Source organism: Paracidovorax konjaci (genome assembly GCF_900112675.1).
Taxonomy (GTDB): Bacteria; Pseudomonadota; Gammaproteobacteria; order Burkholderiales; family Burkholderiaceae_C; genus Paracidovorax; species Paracidovorax konjaci.
In genome coordinates, this window is sequence record NZ_FOMQ01000012.1 from 145647 (window position 1) to 160782 (window position 15136).

Annotated in this window: 16 protein-coding genes and 1 pseudogene; 6 read left to right on the plus strand and 11 right to left on the minus strand. The window is 60.6% G+C overall.

Features of this window, described 5'->3' with window-relative positions:
* Nucleotides 1-256 precede the first annotated feature (256 nt).
* Nucleotides 257-2185, plus strand: coding sequence for a methyl-accepting chemotaxis protein (locus BM144_RS17320; RefSeq protein WP_092955013.1), 1929 nt, complete (start codon nt 257-259; stop codon nt 2183-2185).
* A gap of 131 nt (nt 2186-2316) precedes the next feature.
* Here the strand turns inward: BM144_RS17320 and BM144_RS17325 are convergent, their stop codons facing one another.
* Nucleotides 2317-2865 (minus strand): DUF3455 domain-containing protein, encoded by a 549-nt coding sequence (locus tag BM144_RS17325; RefSeq protein WP_092955015.1) that lies wholly within the window; start codon nt 2863-2865, stop codon nt 2317-2319.
* 298 nt (nt 2866-3163) lie between these two features.
* Between BM144_RS17325 and BM144_RS17330 the strand changes: the two genes are divergently transcribed.
* From BM144_RS17330 to BM144_RS17350, 5 genes are all read left to right on the plus strand, one after another.
* Nucleotides 3164-3739, plus strand: a complete 576-nt coding sequence (locus tag BM144_RS17330; protein ID WP_092955017.1) for an RNA polymerase sigma factor — start codon at nt 3164-3166, stop codon at nt 3737-3739.
* A 13-nt stretch (nt 3740-3752) separates the two neighbouring features.
* Nucleotides 3753-4553, plus strand: coding sequence for an anti-sigma factor (locus BM144_RS17335; RefSeq protein WP_092955019.1), 801 nt, complete (start codon nt 3753-3755; stop codon nt 4551-4553).
* A 91-nt stretch (nt 4554-4644) separates the two neighbouring features.
* A complete protein-coding gene (locus BM144_RS17340; RefSeq protein ID WP_092955021.1) occupies nt 4645-5601 on the plus strand; it encodes a DUF3034 family protein in 957 nt (318 codons plus the stop codon).
* Nucleotides 5601-6170 carry a group I truncated hemoglobin gene (locus tag BM144_RS17345; protein WP_353615078.1) on the plus strand — a complete coding sequence of 190 codons (570 nt, stop codon included), beginning with the start codon at nt 5601-5603 and terminating at the stop codon, nt 6168-6170. Before BM144_RS17340 ends, BM144_RS17345 begins: the two co-directional genes overlap by 1 nt.
* A gap of 118 nt (nt 6171-6288) precedes the next feature.
* Nucleotides 6289-7611 (plus strand): Y-family DNA polymerase, encoded by a 1323-nt coding sequence (locus BM144_RS17350; RefSeq protein ID WP_092955023.1) that lies wholly within the window; start codon nt 6289-6291, stop codon nt 7609-7611.
* 226 nt (nt 7612-7837) lie between these two features.
* Here the strand turns inward: BM144_RS17350 and BM144_RS23805 are convergent, their stop codons facing one another.
* The 10 genes and pseudogenes from BM144_RS23805 to BM144_RS23630 all read right to left on the minus strand — a co-directional run.
* Complete coding sequence (locus BM144_RS23805) at nt 7838-8590, minus strand: hypothetical protein (RefSeq protein WP_434802680.1); 753 nt, start codon at nt 8588-8590, stop codon at nt 7838-7840.
* Nucleotides 8582-9766 (minus strand): annotated as a pseudogene (locus BM144_RS23810) (S8 family serine peptidase); the annotation flags it as partial. The pseudogene BM144_RS23810 and the gene BM144_RS23805, both read right to left, overlap by 9 nt.
* Nucleotides 9767-9962: 196 nt before the next feature.
* A complete protein-coding gene (locus BM144_RS22875) occupies nt 9963-10703 on the minus strand; it encodes a hypothetical protein (RefSeq protein ID WP_139225753.1) in 741 nt (246 codons plus the stop codon).
* Nucleotides 10704-10940: 237 nt separating this feature from the next.
* On the minus strand, nt 10941-11354 hold the full coding sequence (locus BM144_RS22880) for a hypothetical protein (protein WP_175526056.1): 414 nt from the start codon (nt 11352-11354) through the stop codon (nt 10941-10943).
* Nucleotides 11330-11608 carry a DUF6980 family protein gene (locus BM144_RS22885; protein ID WP_139225755.1) on the minus strand — a complete coding sequence of 93 codons (279 nt, stop codon included), beginning with the start codon at nt 11606-11608 and terminating at the stop codon, nt 11330-11332. The genes BM144_RS22880 and BM144_RS22885 overlap by 25 nt, the downstream gene beginning before the upstream one ends.
* A 148-nt stretch (nt 11609-11756) precedes the next feature.
* Nucleotides 11757-11972, minus strand: a complete 216-nt coding sequence (locus BM144_RS22890; RefSeq protein WP_139225756.1) for a hypothetical protein — start codon at nt 11970-11972, stop codon at nt 11757-11759.
* A gap of 382 nt (nt 11973-12354) precedes the next feature.
* Entirely contained in the window at nt 12355-12732 is a 378-nt protein-coding gene (locus tag BM144_RS22895) for a hypothetical protein (RefSeq protein WP_139225757.1), read from the minus strand.
* Nucleotides 12733-13067: 335 nt separating this feature from the next.
* Entirely contained in the window at nt 13068-13382 is a 315-nt protein-coding gene (locus BM144_RS17360; protein ID WP_092955027.1) for an RHS repeat-associated core domain-containing protein, read from the minus strand.
* 205 nt (nt 13383-13587) lie between these two features.
* A complete protein-coding gene (locus BM144_RS22900; protein WP_139225758.1) occupies nt 13588-13956 on the minus strand; it encodes a hypothetical protein in 369 nt (122 codons plus the stop codon).
* A gap of 12 nt (nt 13957-13968) precedes the next feature.
* Nucleotides 13969-15136 (minus strand): RHS repeat-associated core domain-containing protein (locus BM144_RS23630; RefSeq protein ID WP_139225760.1); only part of this gene is annotated, 1168 nt, incomplete at its 5' end.

Here is a 15136-nt window from a genome sequence, read left to right on the forward strand (position 1 = left end):
GGCTGGCGCACCCGGCCCGGCAGTGGCGCACCCTGCCAGTTTTCGCTCGAAAGCAACAAAAAGTATCTTATTTGACCCTGCGTAGCCGGCGGCAGGCGGTTGACCTACATCAGATTTTTATCTGGACAGCCTAAAATTGGTGCATATGCGCCCCATCGTGGGGCGTTTTGTCACATTTATGGGGCTTTCTGCTGCGCGTGCATCCATTTTTGCCGTATCGGAAAAGTGCGATCACGTTACTCAAGGTTGCAAAAAAATGACCACGTGGATCGGAAATCTGAAGTTCTCACGCAAGTTCGTACTGATCGGGCTCATCGCGTTCGCCATGTTCCTGCTGCCCACCGTGCTGCTCATGCGCGGCACGCTCGCCCAGGTAGACACGGCCGTGCGCGAACGCGCGGGCCTGGCCCCCGCCAAGGAAATGCTGCTTCTGCTGCAGCTCACGCAGCAGCACCGGGGCCTGTCGGCCTCCTTCCTGGGCGGCGCGGAAACGGCCTCCGCTCCGCGGCAGGCCAAGCAGGCGGAGGTCGATGCCTCGCTGGGGCGCGTGAAGGACGCGCTGGCCGGCCTGCAGGACGAAGCGCTGGGGCAGCGGCTGGAGCGCGTGCGCGGCGACTGGCGCACGCTGTCGTCGGCCGTGTCGGGCAAGACGATCCGCGGCGCCGACAGCAACGTGCAGCATGCCGCCCTCATCGAACGGCAGCTCAGCCTGATCGACGACGTGGCCAACAGCTCGGGCCTGGCGCGCGACACCGACATGCGCACCCATTACCTGCAGAAGGCCGTGCTGGCCTACCTGCCGCAACTGACCGAATCGCTGGGGCAGATGCGGGCCCGCGGCGCGCTGGTGCTGGCCCGTGGTGAAGTGGCACCCGAAGAGCGCGCCCGCATCGAGAGCCTGTCCGACCGTGTGCGCAAGTACTACGGCGATGCGCGCAAGTCGCTCGAGCTGGCCGCTGGCGGCAACCTGCCGGCGTCGGTCGAGAAGGCCCGCGATGCCGCGATCGCCGCGGCCGAAGAGGGCTTCAAGCTGGCCGACGACAACATCATCCGCGCCGAAACGCTGAGCATGCCTTCGCCCGAGTGGGTGGCGCGCATGACCCGCATCATCGACACGCAGTTCATGCTCGTGGGCACGGCCTTCGAGGTGCTGCAGGACTCCCTCGACAAGCAGATCGCGCAACTGCGCCAGGGCATGGTGGTGCTGGGCGCCGTGCTGGCGGGCCTCGCGGCCGTGGCGCTGTGGGTCATGGTGATGATCACCCGCTCCACCACGCAATCCATCGACGAGGCCGTGCGGCTGGCCGAAGCGGTGGCCGACGGCGACCTGACCAGCCGCGTCGAGGCCCGTGGCCGCGATGAAGTGGCCCGCCTGCTGAATGCGCTGGCGGCGATGACCGCCAAGCTCAGCGCGGTGGTGGGCACCGTGCGCCTCAATGCCGAGAGCGTGGCCAGCGCCAGCGTGCAGATCGCCCAGGGCAATGCCGACCTGAGCCAGCGCACCGAGAGCCAGGCCAGCGCGCTGGAGGAGACCGCGGCTTCGATGGAAGAGCTGGGATCGACCGTGCGCCAGAACGCCGACAGCGCGCGCCAGGCCGACGAACTCGCCCGCGGCGCGGCCGGCGTGGCGATGCAGGGCGGCACCGTGGTGCAGCAGGTGGTCGAGACGATGCGCGGCATCCACGTCAGCTCCTCGCGCATCAGCGACATCATCGGCGTGATCGACGGCATCGCGTTCCAGACCAACATCCTGGCGCTCAATGCCGCGGTGGAAGCCGCACGGGCCGGCGAGCAGGGCCGCGGCTTCGCGGTGGTGGCCGGCGAGGTGCGCAGCCTCGCGCAGCGCAGCGCCTCCGCCGCCAAGGAGATCAAGGAACTCATCACGGCCAGCGTGTCGCAGGTCGCCAATGGCACCGCGCTGGTGGACCAGGCCGGATCGACCATGGACGAGATCGTCGAATCCATCCGCAAGGTGAGCGGCATCGTGGGCGAGATCAGCTCCGCCACCGCCGAGCAGAGCGCCGGCGTGGCCCAGGTGGGCGAGGCCGTGAGCCAGATAGACACCGCCACGCAGCAGAACGCCGCGCTGGTCGAGGAAAGCGCCGCCGCGGCCGGCAGCCTCAAGTCCCAGGCCCAGCAGCTCGTGGACACCGTGGCGATGTTCCGCCTCTCCCGCAACGGCTGACGCGGCTCCTCCGGACGCGAGCCCCAATCAAAAAGCCCCGGCAGCGCTTGGCGCCGCCGGGGCTTTCGGTTTTCTGCACGTGCCGCGCGTTGCCGCACATGGCAGGGCGCCTCGAAGGGCGGCCCCTCTCGTCACCCCATCTTGTAGAAGATGTAGTCGGCCTGGTACTTCACCACCTGCTTCTGGCCCGCATTGCCGGCCGCGCAGGCCATGGCAGGAGCGACGCCGCCCTGCGTGGCCACGCGCTGGATGTAGGTCACGCCCTGCATGGCGCCCGCGCCCATGGCGGGGTTGGCCTTGACCAGCTGCAGCGGAATGTTGCCCGTGCCCGCCGGGGCCACGGCCACCTGCGTGGCGGTCACCTTGGAGCCGTCCTTGTTCTCCCAGGTGGCGGGCGGGCCCCAGTAGCGGCCCACCGCGGTGCCCTTGCGGTCCCACAGCTGCGCATCGGGGCCGACGAACACCCATTCGTAGTCGGACGGCATGTCCTTCTTGGCGCGGCATTCGTAGGTGATGTCGCCCTTGCCCACGGTTTCCATGGCCACCTTGTGGCCGGCGGGCACCTGCACGGGAGCGGGCAGCCCGGATTGGGAGAAGGACGTCATCGAAGCCCCGCCCATGTGGCTGCAGGCGGCCAGGCCCAGGGTGGCGGCGATGGCAAGGGGAAGGTGGACTCGCATAGGGAACTCCTTGGTGGTTGGAATGGAACGATCAGACAAAACGAAAGGTGAGTACGTGCGGTGGAGAGCCTCCGATCCGACCGCGCCGCTGCAAGTCCGGCGCGGGCTCCCTGGCGCTGGTGTTCTGGTTTTGTGGGAGCCGTAGCGCCCTTTACGATAGCCCGGCCCGAATGGATTCACGCCTGCGGGATTTCCCGGAGGGGCCAGGGGTTTGGATCCACCGGCAGGTGGTTTCCGTATTGCCGTGCATGGGCTGGGGCCGGGTGGAAACGCCGGGTCCTTCGATCACAATGGGCGGATGAGCACGCCTTGCACGGACCAGGAACTGATGGAACTCATCGAATGCGTAGCGCGGAGGGACGACACCGCCCTCAAGCGCCTCTACGACCACACGTCGTCGCGGCTGTTCGGCCTGGCCCTGAGGGTGGTGGGCCGGCGCGATGCGGCCGAGGACGTGCTGCAGGAGGCCTTCATCACCATCTGGCGCGTGGCCGGCACCTACCGCGAGACCCTGAGCCCGCCGCTCGCCTGGATGGGCCTGATCGTGCGCAGCCGGGCGCTCGACCACCTGCGCCGCCGCTCCTCCGAGCGCGCGCAGCTCACCCAGGAGTTCGACGACGAGGTCGCCCAGACGCTGAAGGATGGCGACCCCACCCCCGCCGACATCACCCAGGCCAGCCAGGAGGCCGCCGCGCTGCACCAGTGCCTGGGCCGGCTGGAGAGCCGCCAGCGCGAGGTGGTGAGCCTGGCCTACCTGCGCGACATGAGCCATGGCGAGCTTGCCGAGCAGCTGCACCTGCCCCTGGGCACGGTGAAGACCTGGATCCGGCGCAGCCTCGAAAAGCTGCGCGAATGCATGGCGCGCTACGCGTGAAGGCAGGACGTCCATGGACCTGAATCGCCACCCTGAATTGCTGGAGCGCCTGGCCGCGGCCTATGCGCTGGGCACCCTGCGCGGCGGCGCACGGCGCCGCTTCGAGACCCTGGCGCGCGACCACGCCACGGTGCGCGCGGCCGTGCTGGTATGGCAGGGCCGCTGGGCCGGCCTGACCGAACTGCAGGCGGCCGAGACCCCGCCGCCGGCCGTGTGGCTGCGCATCCAGAACCTCATCGAGGCCGAGAAGGCCCGCGAGGCGGTGCGGGCCCAGCGCTCCGCCGCCCGCCCGCCGGCCGCACCCTCCGAAGGCGGCTGGCTGCGCAGCCTGGCGCTGTGGCGCGGTGCCGCGCTGGCAGGCGCCGTGGCCACCGTGGCCGCCCTGGTGGTGGGCGCGGGCCTGCAGGAGCGGCTGCGCGCCGAGAGCGGCGCGCACATCGCCGAGCTGCGCCGCCAGCTCGAAGCCACGCCGCAGGTGCGCTACGTGGCCGTGCTGGCCGACGACCAGGCCGCGCCCTCGATGCTCGTGACCTTCGACGCGCAGAAGAATGCCCTGGTGCTGCAGCGCGTGGGCGGCTACCGAGAAGCCAGTGATAAATCGCTGCAGCTGTGGGCGCTGCCGCCCGGCGGCGGCCCGCGCTCGCTCGGCGTGCTCGGCGGCCAGGCCGTGCTCACCCTGCCCGCGCCCGAAAGCGCGGTGCACGGCGTGCCGGCCCTCGCGATCAGCCTGGAACCCCAGGGCGGCGTGCCGAGCGAGCGCGGACCCACCGGGCCGGTGCTCTTCAAGGGCGCACTCATCGAACGCATGACGTGACCGCCCACGCGTCGGCGCGGCCCGTTTCCAGGAAACCACGGGTCCGAAAACGCACCGGCGCTGGCATACTTCGCCGCGGGAGGTTTGGTCCATGACGTTTCGCCGCAGGCTCGCTGAGCGAGCATTCCGCGCGCCGGCTCTGGCCTGCTGGGGCCTGGCGTTCTCCGTCGCCGCCGTGGCCGACACGGGCAAGCTGCCCCTGACGGGCGGGGTGAGTTCCATCTCGGGCGCCGCCGGCGGGGGGCTCACGCCCTGGGCCGTGATCGGCACCAATGCCACCGAGGGCGAGATCGGCGTCAGCGCCTTCACCACACGGCTGCGCACGCGGGATTTCGGGCTCACCAGCTCCGGCCTGGCGGTCGGCCTCTACGACCGTGTGGAGCTGTCCGTCGCCAAGCAGGATTTCGACGCCGCGCCCGCCGTGGCGCTCAACGGCGTGGCGCCTTTCGGCATCGAGCCCGCCCTGCATCTCAAGATGGACATCGTCGGCGCCAAGGTGCGGCTGCTCGGCGATGCGATCCTCGACAGCGACTCGCCCATGCCGCAGATCGCCGTGGGCGTGGAGCACAAGCGCCTGCACCCCGCATCGGCCGGCGGCGTGATCCAGTTCCTGGGGGCCGACACCGAAGGCACCGATGTCTACCTGAGCGCCACCAAGCTGCTGCTCGACCGCAACCTGCTCGTGCATGCCACGCTGCGCTCCACCAACGCCAACCAGAACGGCCTGCTGGGCTTCGGCGCGCGCGGGCCGGGCAAGTCGGCCCGCACGCTGCAGCCCGAGTTCTCCGTCGCTTACCTGCTGCGCCGCGACCTCGCGATCGGCGCGGAGTGGCGCTTCAAGCCCGACAACCTGCGCGCGCTGGGCCGTGCCGCGGGCCTGGGCGATGCCCTGCGCGAGGACGACTGGCGCGACGTCTTCATCGTCTGGGCGCCCAGCAAGCACCTCTCGGTCACCCTGGCCTACGTGGACCTGGGCCGCGTCGTGCCGGGCGTGACGGCCTTCCGCCGCCAGCGCGGGGCCTATGTGTCGCTGCAGGCGGCGTACTGATGGCAACGACGACGATGACGACGATGACGGCACCGGAGCGCAGCACCATGGCCAACGCCTTCCACCTTGCTTCCACGGCCCGCCGCGCATGGCGCGGCATCGCGGTGGCCGGCGCCCTCGCGGCCCTGGCCGCGCCGCTGCCGGCGGCGGCCCAGCCGGCCCCGGCTTCCGGCCCGCGCGTCTCGGCCAGCGTACCGGCCGGCGGCATCCCCGCGGGCCTGTACGACGCGCTCGGCCGCAAGGAGGGCATCGCGCGCATCATGGACCGCCTCGTGGACACGGCATTCCGCGACCCCCGCATCGGCCCGATCTTCAAGGAAACCAAGCCGCAGGCCCTCAAGGAAAGCCTCACCGACCAGATCTGCGTGCTCACCGGCGGGCCCTGCGTGTACGAGGGCGCGGACATGAAGGCCGCGCACGCCGACCTCACCATCCGCAAGAGCGACTTCAACGCGCTCGTGGAACTGCTGCAGGCCGCCATGGACGCCGAGGGCGTGCCGTTCACCCAGCAGAGCCGCCTGCTGGCGCTGCTGGCCCCGATGCACCGCGACGTCATCACCGTGCGCTGAACGCAGCGCCCGGCCCCTGCGGCACGGTTGCTATTGATCTGATAGCAATCTTTTCAATGGATCCGGCGGCATGGGGGCATTTTTGCCCTCGACGTGCGGGCGCGGGGCGCGCGGCACAATGCGGTGCGTGAGCGCTCCCCCCGACCCGTCCTTCCTGCCCGCCGTGCCTGCCGCGCCCGGGGCGGCTGCGTCCGGACCGGCCGCGCCCGAACCAGCCGCCGCTGCCGGACTGCTGCCGCGCCGCATCGCGCACCTGGACATGGACGCGTTCTACGCCTCGGTCGAGCTGCTGCGCTATCCGCAGCTCAAGGGCCTGCCCGCGGTGATCGGCGGAGGGCGCCGCCACGAGGACGACGCGCTCGCCCAGGCCTACGCGGGCCGCGAGGCCGAGATCCCCATCGCCGCCTTCCCGCTGCTGCGCGACTACGCGGGCCGCGGCGTCATCACCACCGCCACCTATGCGGCGCGGCAATTCGGCGTGGGCTCCGCCATGGGGCTCATGAAGGCCGCGCGGCTGTGCCCCCAGGCCATCCTGCTGCCGGTGGACTTCGCGTCGTACCGCCGTTTCTCGCGCCAGTTCAAGGACATCATCCTCACCATCGCCCCGGTCATGGAAGACCGCGGCGTGGACGAGGTGTACATCGACTTCACCCACGTGCCCGGCGGCCAGCGCGACGGCGGCCGCGCGCTGGCCCGGCTCATCCAGAAGAGCATCTTCGACGCCACGGGCCTCACCTGCTCGATCGGCGTGGCGCCCAACAAGCTCATCGCCAAGATGGCGAGCGAATTCAACAAACCCAACGGCATCTCCATCGTCCACGCCCAGGACCTGGAGCCCGCCATCTGGCCGCTGGCCTGCCGCAAGATCAACGGCATCGGCCCCAAGGCCGACGCCAAGCTGCAGACCTTCGGTATCCACACCATCGGCGACCTCGCCGCGCGCCCGCGCGACTGGCTGGTGCGCACCTTCGGCAAGGCCTACGGGGCCTGGCTGCACGAGGCCGCCTGGGGCCGCGACGACCGCGCCGTGGTGACCGAGAGCGAGCCCGTCTCCATGAGCCGCGAAACCACCTTCGACCGCGACCTGCACGCCGTGCGCGACCGCGCCGAACTCGGCCGCATCTTCACCGACCTGTGCGAACGCGTGGCCGAAGACCTGCGCCGCAAGGGCTACATGGGCAAGACCATCGGCATCAAGCTGCGCTACGACGACTTCAAGATCGCCACGCGCGACCAGACCATCGCCACCTTCACCCAGGACGCCGCAACGATCCGCCGCGCGGCGGGGGAATGCCTAAAACGCGTACCGCTGGACAAGCGCCTGCGCCTGCTCGGCGTGCGCGTGGGGAATCTGCTGACGGAGGAGGAGGCGAGGGCAGCGCCTGCGGCCGGGCGCTCGGGAGGGGCGGGGGTGATGCGGGATCTTTTTGAGGACCAGTGAGGCTACGCAACCCGATTCAGCGTCCTTGCCAATCAACGGGTGATGGCGCTCGAACTCCCGACTTCGATGGTTTTTGGAGGTTCCCCGCTGGGTGTGGCTCAGGCGGCCTGGGCCGCGGAGGCTGGGATGGGTTGTGAAATGTTCCCCTCAACCACCCAACTGGTTTTCAGAATGCAGAACTAAAAAGAAAGGCCCGCTGTTGCGGGCCATTGATCTGATCTACCGTTTATTGAATAAAGGGAACAGGGCCATTATTCGGGTATACATAGCCTAACCATTCAGCGCCCGAGTCCACTGTATAGCCGAGCCCGGCCATATAGCCAGCCTTGGTTTCTGGGAATATCGCGTGATCGTCTCTTGTCGGGTTGTATTTCCGCATCAGGCGAACCGTACCTGCTGGCTGGGGCAGGCTCTTCGGGTATATGTATCCTTCGATGCCATCAACCTTGTAGCCGACGCCGATATAGGCCGCGATTCCATCGTCATCGGTGGTGTAGGTCGTATCGGCATGGTGCCCGTTCGTGGATTGGCAAACCGTATTGGCCTGTGCGCTCGGGCAAATCCAACTCATTCGAACCAAAGGGGCCAAGGGGATTGCAGCAGACTTGGGATTTGCGGGGGTAGTAAATACCCAGACTTCTGCCTGAGGCGCTTTCGTGCTGCCATTCCCGACGCCTGGGAACTTCGTATAAGGTCCGTATGAATTTCCCCAATCAGTAATTCCAGCGCCGTATGCGGAGTCATAGCTTTTGAACGTCGTTTCCAAATCACATTGTGCAGCGCTCAAAGGGCAGTGTTGCCGCGGCTCCAATGTGCCTGTCAACGCAGCGCTGGCCATCTGCGGGACAGTCGTATAAAAGGAATCGACACGCTCGACGCTGTAAAAGGAGAAAAGCGGTGTCAGTTTCGAGGGGTTCGTCGTAGACGCCTTCACCAGTGCAAGCCCAGCGTTTGGCAGCCCATAGCCTATTTGCTCCATCCGGTTGGAAGCATTGTTTCCGCTATTTTGAATGATGCTTCGTACCGCTTGTGCCGACAGCAGCGGATTGACAGAACGAATCAAACCAGCCAAGGCGCTCACATGTGGAGCAGCCATGGAGGTACCTGAGCATGACCCGTAGCCGTCCCCGATTCGGGAGAAATTTCCTTCGGCAGACCTGTCGTTGGCAAAGTCACCGCATTTGTAAGCCGGATAGTAATCAGCGGTTGAACCGGGATATCGCGGAACCGTAGAAACTATCCCATCTGCAGGTGCTACCACGCCGTCAAAACCTGTCCAACTGGATCCTTCGGTGGCATTCAGCCGCCACAACGCGCCTGGGCTGAGTCCGCCCATTGAAGGACCAGGTTCTCTGGAAGAGGTGCCCCCGACTGCCAATATGGTGGATTGGTTCTCCTGAATGTTGCTTGGAAACGGTGAGCGTGTTTTGGAGAAATTACCCGTTGCCTGAATCAGCAGGACGTCTCTGTCCTTGAGCAATTGAACTGCGGTGCATACTGGACTCAAATTCGCGGTAGGCACATTGCAGTTGTGATTGGTATGGTTGTCGTCGTTGGGCAGTTCGCCGCTCCAATTAATGACTTGCATCCCTGAATAGACTGCGCGGGTGAGGGCCTCGCTGTAAGCGCCGAATTCACCTTCCAAGGGTTGCAAGTACAGTCCTTCTCAAGTATGGGCGATTGGAAATGCGGCAATGCTGCAAGTTGGGCACCCACCGGCTATGCCAATACCATTGTTTGCCGAAGCACCGATAATCCCTGCCACGTGGGTTGCATGCCAACTCCTGTCCTCGGCGAGCGGGCGGGACGTGTCCACGTTTTGCACATAGGGTGTCCTGGAAAACTGCGTACGAACATTGGCGATGAGATCCTCGTGCGGCTCAAATGACACAATTTTCAAGCCGTTCTCGCGCATCCCAACCACTTTGAGATTGCCAGGCATGCCCGCGTCCAGCACACCCACGTAAGCGTTGCCCCGGGTCGTGTTCCAAGCCCAATCGAAGTTCATTACCGACAGACCCCATTGCCTGCGCGGCACAACCGGGTTTGCGTCGGACACCGGCACCGGTTTGAAATAGGGGTCATTCGGCGTCCAGGCAAATGCTGGTGCCGTACCTGTGGCGATCAATGTAAATAGAATTGCCCGCACTCTCATAGCGTCCCTCTCTGATGTAATGGAGGCAGCGATTCTTAATGTGGTTTTGGGTAACCAAGATGTAACTTAAGAGTCAACTTGAACGCATTTCTTCAGGCCTGAAACGTGAGCATGTTGGGCGGTGCACGCTCACATGGATTTGTGAATTTCCAGCGTCCATGTCGCCGAATGGATGGTTTCAAGAGGTGCTAGTTAATCAAATGCGTTGACTGGCCTTTATATAAATGCTGAGGTCATCGATGGACAATTGATTTCCGATAATGACCGTGCCTTGTTTTAGGTCGTTTGCGGGGCCGAAAAATCTTAGAAGAAAAGTGTTTGTTTCTTTGGAGAAGGCTAAAAGATTGGCTGGGATAACTTCTCCTGAGGAGAGACTCCAGCCTGAGGGGAAATATTTCTCCAAAAGTTGAGTGTTAAATTGTCCTAGAAGTATCCAGGTATTTTCTCTCTCCAGTATGGAAGATCTTAGGAGCCATTCGTTTTCTGTTATGGGCGCAAGTCCGTAAAATTTCATTCCATCTTCGGATTGCTCGCTCCATGAAAATTCATTTTTCGGTTTGTGTTTGGGATCAAAGAGGCCCCAGAATTTTTTATGGTTGGAGATTCTTGTGTTTGGTTGCCAAGCGTCGTTTCCATAGAGTACAAAGCTTTCTTTATGCGGAAACATTCCACGAATCCACCTGCATGCCGAATTTGCTGATGCATACACGTCCATATTGATGGAAGAGCACTCTAATCCTTTGAGTTCGTGTTTTTTCAAATTTGAAAGGATTGAGCTATTCCAACCCGCTTGTTCAAAATTTTGAATCATCTTGGCAATCGAAGTGGCTACCGCATTGGTCATTAAAGTGCGCGCCTCTGTTTTGAGGGGCATTAGGTAGTTCAGCCTCGTCTCTTCATCCCACACCTGCCCTGGATACTGCAGATCGAAGCGCACGGCCTCGCCATAGCTGCGGCCGCTGGCCTGCCCGCTCTGCGCGTAGCCGGTGGCGCCGGTGGTGGGATTGGCGAAAGGGGAGGCGGGAGGAAGCGGGCATGGATTTTTGAAGTGTTTTGACGTTCATGCCGCCGAATTCATTGAATAGCTTGCTCTTTTTTTGATAGCAATTGCCAGGCAGGCTGAAATCTCGGTTACGTCAGAGTTGAGGGCGCCACCACTTGACCAAAGGGCAGATCATCTTTCACTGACAGTTAATTCTGTACAGACGGCTGCAATTTGTGCACCTGTAGAGGGAATAAAAACCCACATATCAAGAACCTTTGTTTTTAATTGATCCTTCCATTTCTCTTTAATCTCATGAGAAAGCCAAGAATGCGCATCTGAAAGACTCGTTGCCCAATTCAACCAGTAATTGGTTGAATTATCGTCATAGTCACCCTTTGAAAAAGAGAGTGTTCGCTCCACGATGTTTTGCATGGTGAAGTCCTCAATCCTCAGGGCAACTAATCCAATTAATTTAATAGTTTTATCTCCCGCTAATGATGAAAATCTAATTGAGGCGCTACTCTTATCTTCTGATATTTCTATAGAAAAAATCTCAACATCGTGCATATCTATTTGCATCAGAGATTTTTCGCTTTCCACCATTTTGAACTGTGCATTTCTTCTGGGATACAGTCTTCTGGTTCTAGTGAAATTTCATCAAGAACTTCAAACCATTCCTCCCTTAAAGAACTTGGAAGTTTGGTGCCGCACCAAGGGCAATGGGTTATCGTTTGGTAGCTTCCTTCGTCACGATAATCTATTCCATATTCGCGAAATTTCTCTACATACGTTAAAAATATGTCGCTAGAGAGGGCGTGTTTCTTCAGGTTTTCGCAGCAAAAATGGTTGGTTTCCATTTGTAGGCCTCTCAGGGATTCCATTATAGCGGCTGACTTGTGCATGAAAACGTTGTTCGATTCATTTGGCAAGATTTAAATGATTAATACAGTTTGCCATTTGGTGTTGTATTTTTTTAGCGCCCTTTATTATTTGCGTGCTCTTACTTTATTTTTTGCCACGCCAATATTTCACCCAAAGAGTGATGTTGGCTGCAATCGCTACCAAAGCAGCGCCTAACTGTAATATTGTCCATGTTAAATACAGATTTTTGTCTTTTCCAGGGAAAGACCCGAGCCATGCGGTTTGCAGTGACCACATCAAGAAAATTCCTGAGATCAAGCACAGGATGAAGGTCAAAAGCAGCAGTTTCCAAAATTTCATGATGCTTATTTCCTGGCTCTAGGGTAGCCAACATAAGGTTTGCTAACTTCACTTGGTGAACACCGATCTATCACATCTTGCGTGAATGTCTGGCAGGAATTAAATGGAGGTGCGAAGCGTCCTAATGGTTTGACAATTTGCAGTTCATTATTTACGCAGGCCTCATTGACATTCGGTAATGGTTTAACGATTGTGGGTTTATCGCATCCATGGTCCGATACAACAACATGCTGGAAAGGAAGCCCGCTTGCATCATTACCAGCCCTGGAACAACCTGCTTGCTCAGTCATGCTGGCTTCGGTCGTATCTGTTTTAAGCCAGCAATGATTCACCAAACCTGCGGCGATGTCCGCCGGACGGCAGCGAAGTTCAGCCCATTGAATTACAGATCAAAGGCTATGCCGATTAGATTTCTTTTTTTTACAACGCTTTCACCACCAAAATCCTGAACGGTATGGACTTTCAGCATGCCCATCCTGAGATTTTTAATATTTTCGCTGTCGAAAACAATATCAACATAGCCTTTTTGTGAATTGAATTGAAACCGTTCGTCTTCTAGAAAAGAACTAAAAACTGGATGTTTGTCAAATACCGTACCCGGCTCTATCCAATAACGAACGCCAGCAAAGGCGCCATCCGTAGTGAGGAGGTGATCGTAAAAAAAGCCATCGAGCGTTATATCGGCCGAGGTGGTCCAAGCAGAATCAATGTCTGCAATAGATGATTGGCCTGGGATCTTGGGAATTAATAAATAGCTCATTTTCCGATCCTGTTCAATATGTCTAGACGAAGCCGCTGTAGAGCAGCGCCAGCAGTACTGCCAGTCTGCTCGTAAGAGCTTATCGCACGGTTGGCTAATTCCTTATATGCGGACAGCGATTGATCTGTTAATCCGGCAGGGCGAGATAGATTATTAAGAGAATTGTTTGCTCCTGCTGTGCCTGAGCCAAAAATATCTCTGAGTAGTCGTGTTTGATAGGGGCCGATCAACGCTTTCAATTGTTCTTCGGATAAGCTGCTTAGTGGCCCAGAACCTAGGTCTTGGCCCCGAGCAAATGCTCGTCCCGCCGTCCGTGGAAAAACATCCGCTGTCGTCTATCTGAGGTGCGGAATCATTGGCGAGCGACTCGACCCGCTATTAACCATGGGGGATTCCCAAGGTTGTCCTCCTAGCATTACGCTGGCTAATCCAGTCGGGTCGATAAAGGAGGTCGGATTTCCTCCTGTATAAATAAACGGATTCCACCCACCCGCCAACCCGATCGGATCGGCCTGCATGTACCTGCCGGTCGCCGGGTCGTAATACCGGTGCAGGTTGTAGTTCAGCCCCGTCTCTTCATCCCACTCCTGCCCCGGATACCGCAGGTCCAAGCGCACGGCCTCGCCATAGCTGCGACCGCTGGCCTGCACGCCCTGCGCTTAGCCGGTGGCGCCGGTGGTGGGTTGGCGAAAGGGGGATGGGAATACGCGGGCAGGGATTTCTGAAGTGTTTTAACGTCCATGCCGCCGATTTCATTGAATAGTTTGCTATTGTTTTGATAGCGATTGCTGGGCGGGCTCAAATCTTTAGGGTTGCGTTTCAGAGTTGAGCCTGCCCAAGGTGTTGAAAGAAATATCATTTCATAGCTATGAATCCAAAATCTGTAGCATAAAAATTTCTGAAACCAAGCTTTTTATAATCCGCAAAATTCGTCCTATCAAAGGCCACGCCAAAAATCATTAGGCATCGATAGCCATTTGTTTGACTTTCTTCGTTGTAATGATCATCTAGAGAAAAGCTGATTCGCGCCGCTGCGCTATCTCTTGTTTCTCCTTCTCTTAAAGGAAACCATGTCGTCTGATAAGTCAGATCTTCATTCTGATTTTCATTTTTCAATATTGATTCCTTGAAAATATCTGGAATCCAAACGGGCATGCAAGGGGCTAGAGCTTCTCTCAATGCTTTTACCTCTCCATTCATTAAAATGGCAACTGTGTTTGTCATTGTGAAGCCTTCTTAATTGCAGCCGGCAGGATTTTTTCGTCCCCGTGGCCAAGGTGAAAATCCATTTTCAGGAACTTCCCTTGGTCCTTGAGGAGAAACCCAGTTATGTGGATGCGGACGACCTTGCCCATGATCATGATCCCAGTCAATGTCGACGGCAGGCCTTCCGTCGGGTCCATATAACCTTTCTTGTCCGCTACCTGGGTTGGTGTGCCATTCTCCTGGGTTACCTCTATTTGGAGTTTTGTCCTGGTAGGTGTTTTGACTCGCCCACCAAGCACCGCCGATAATGGCAATTTCACCGACGTAAGGTAATGCAGGGATGAGGCACCATGGACAAAGACCAGTGGGGTCTATTTTTGACAGTGGATTTGCATTTGCATACCCAAACCGGTTCCATCCCCCCGCCAACCCGATCGGATCGGCCTGCATATACCTCCCGGTCGCCGGGTCGTAATACCGGTGCAGGTTGTAGTTCAACCCCGTCTCTTCATCCCACACCTGCCCCGGATACCGCAGGTCGAAGCGCACGGCCTCGCCGTAGCTGCGGCCGCTGGCTTGGCCGCTCTGCGCATAGCCCGTGGCGCCGGTGGTGGGGTTGGCCTCGCCGAAGCCGGTGATGAGCCACTGCCACACCACCTGGCCCTGGGTGTTGGTCAAGCGCCGTGGCGTGTTCAGGTTGTCCGCGTCGATGGCGTACAGCCGCCCGTTGATCTGCGCGGCCACGGGCAGCGGGCCGGATGCGGTGGGCAGCCAGATCACCTCGGTGCTGTCCATTTCACTGGCGGGTGCGGCGCTGTTGTTGCTGCGGCGGTTGCCGTACTGGCCCAGGACGGTGCTGCCGATGCCGTCCTCGGCGTAGACCGTTTGCAGGGTGATGGCGCTGGCGGCGTTGGTGCCGGCAACGCGCGCATCGCTCTTGAGCACGCGCTGACCATGGGCATTGGTGGTGTAGCTGACGGCCAGGGCGTTGGCGGGGTCGCTGCTCGCACCCGCCTTGGCGATGCGGCCATCGGCGCCGTAGTGCAGATACGTGTCGCCCTTCTTCGTGAGGGCGCCGGTGGCGTCCTGCACATAGACCACGTCGGTGCGGCGCGCGGCGGCGCCCGCGGGCGTGTAGGTTTCGGTGAAGCCCTTGGGCCGGTTGGTGCCGGTGACGGGTTGGTAGACGCGCTCCAGC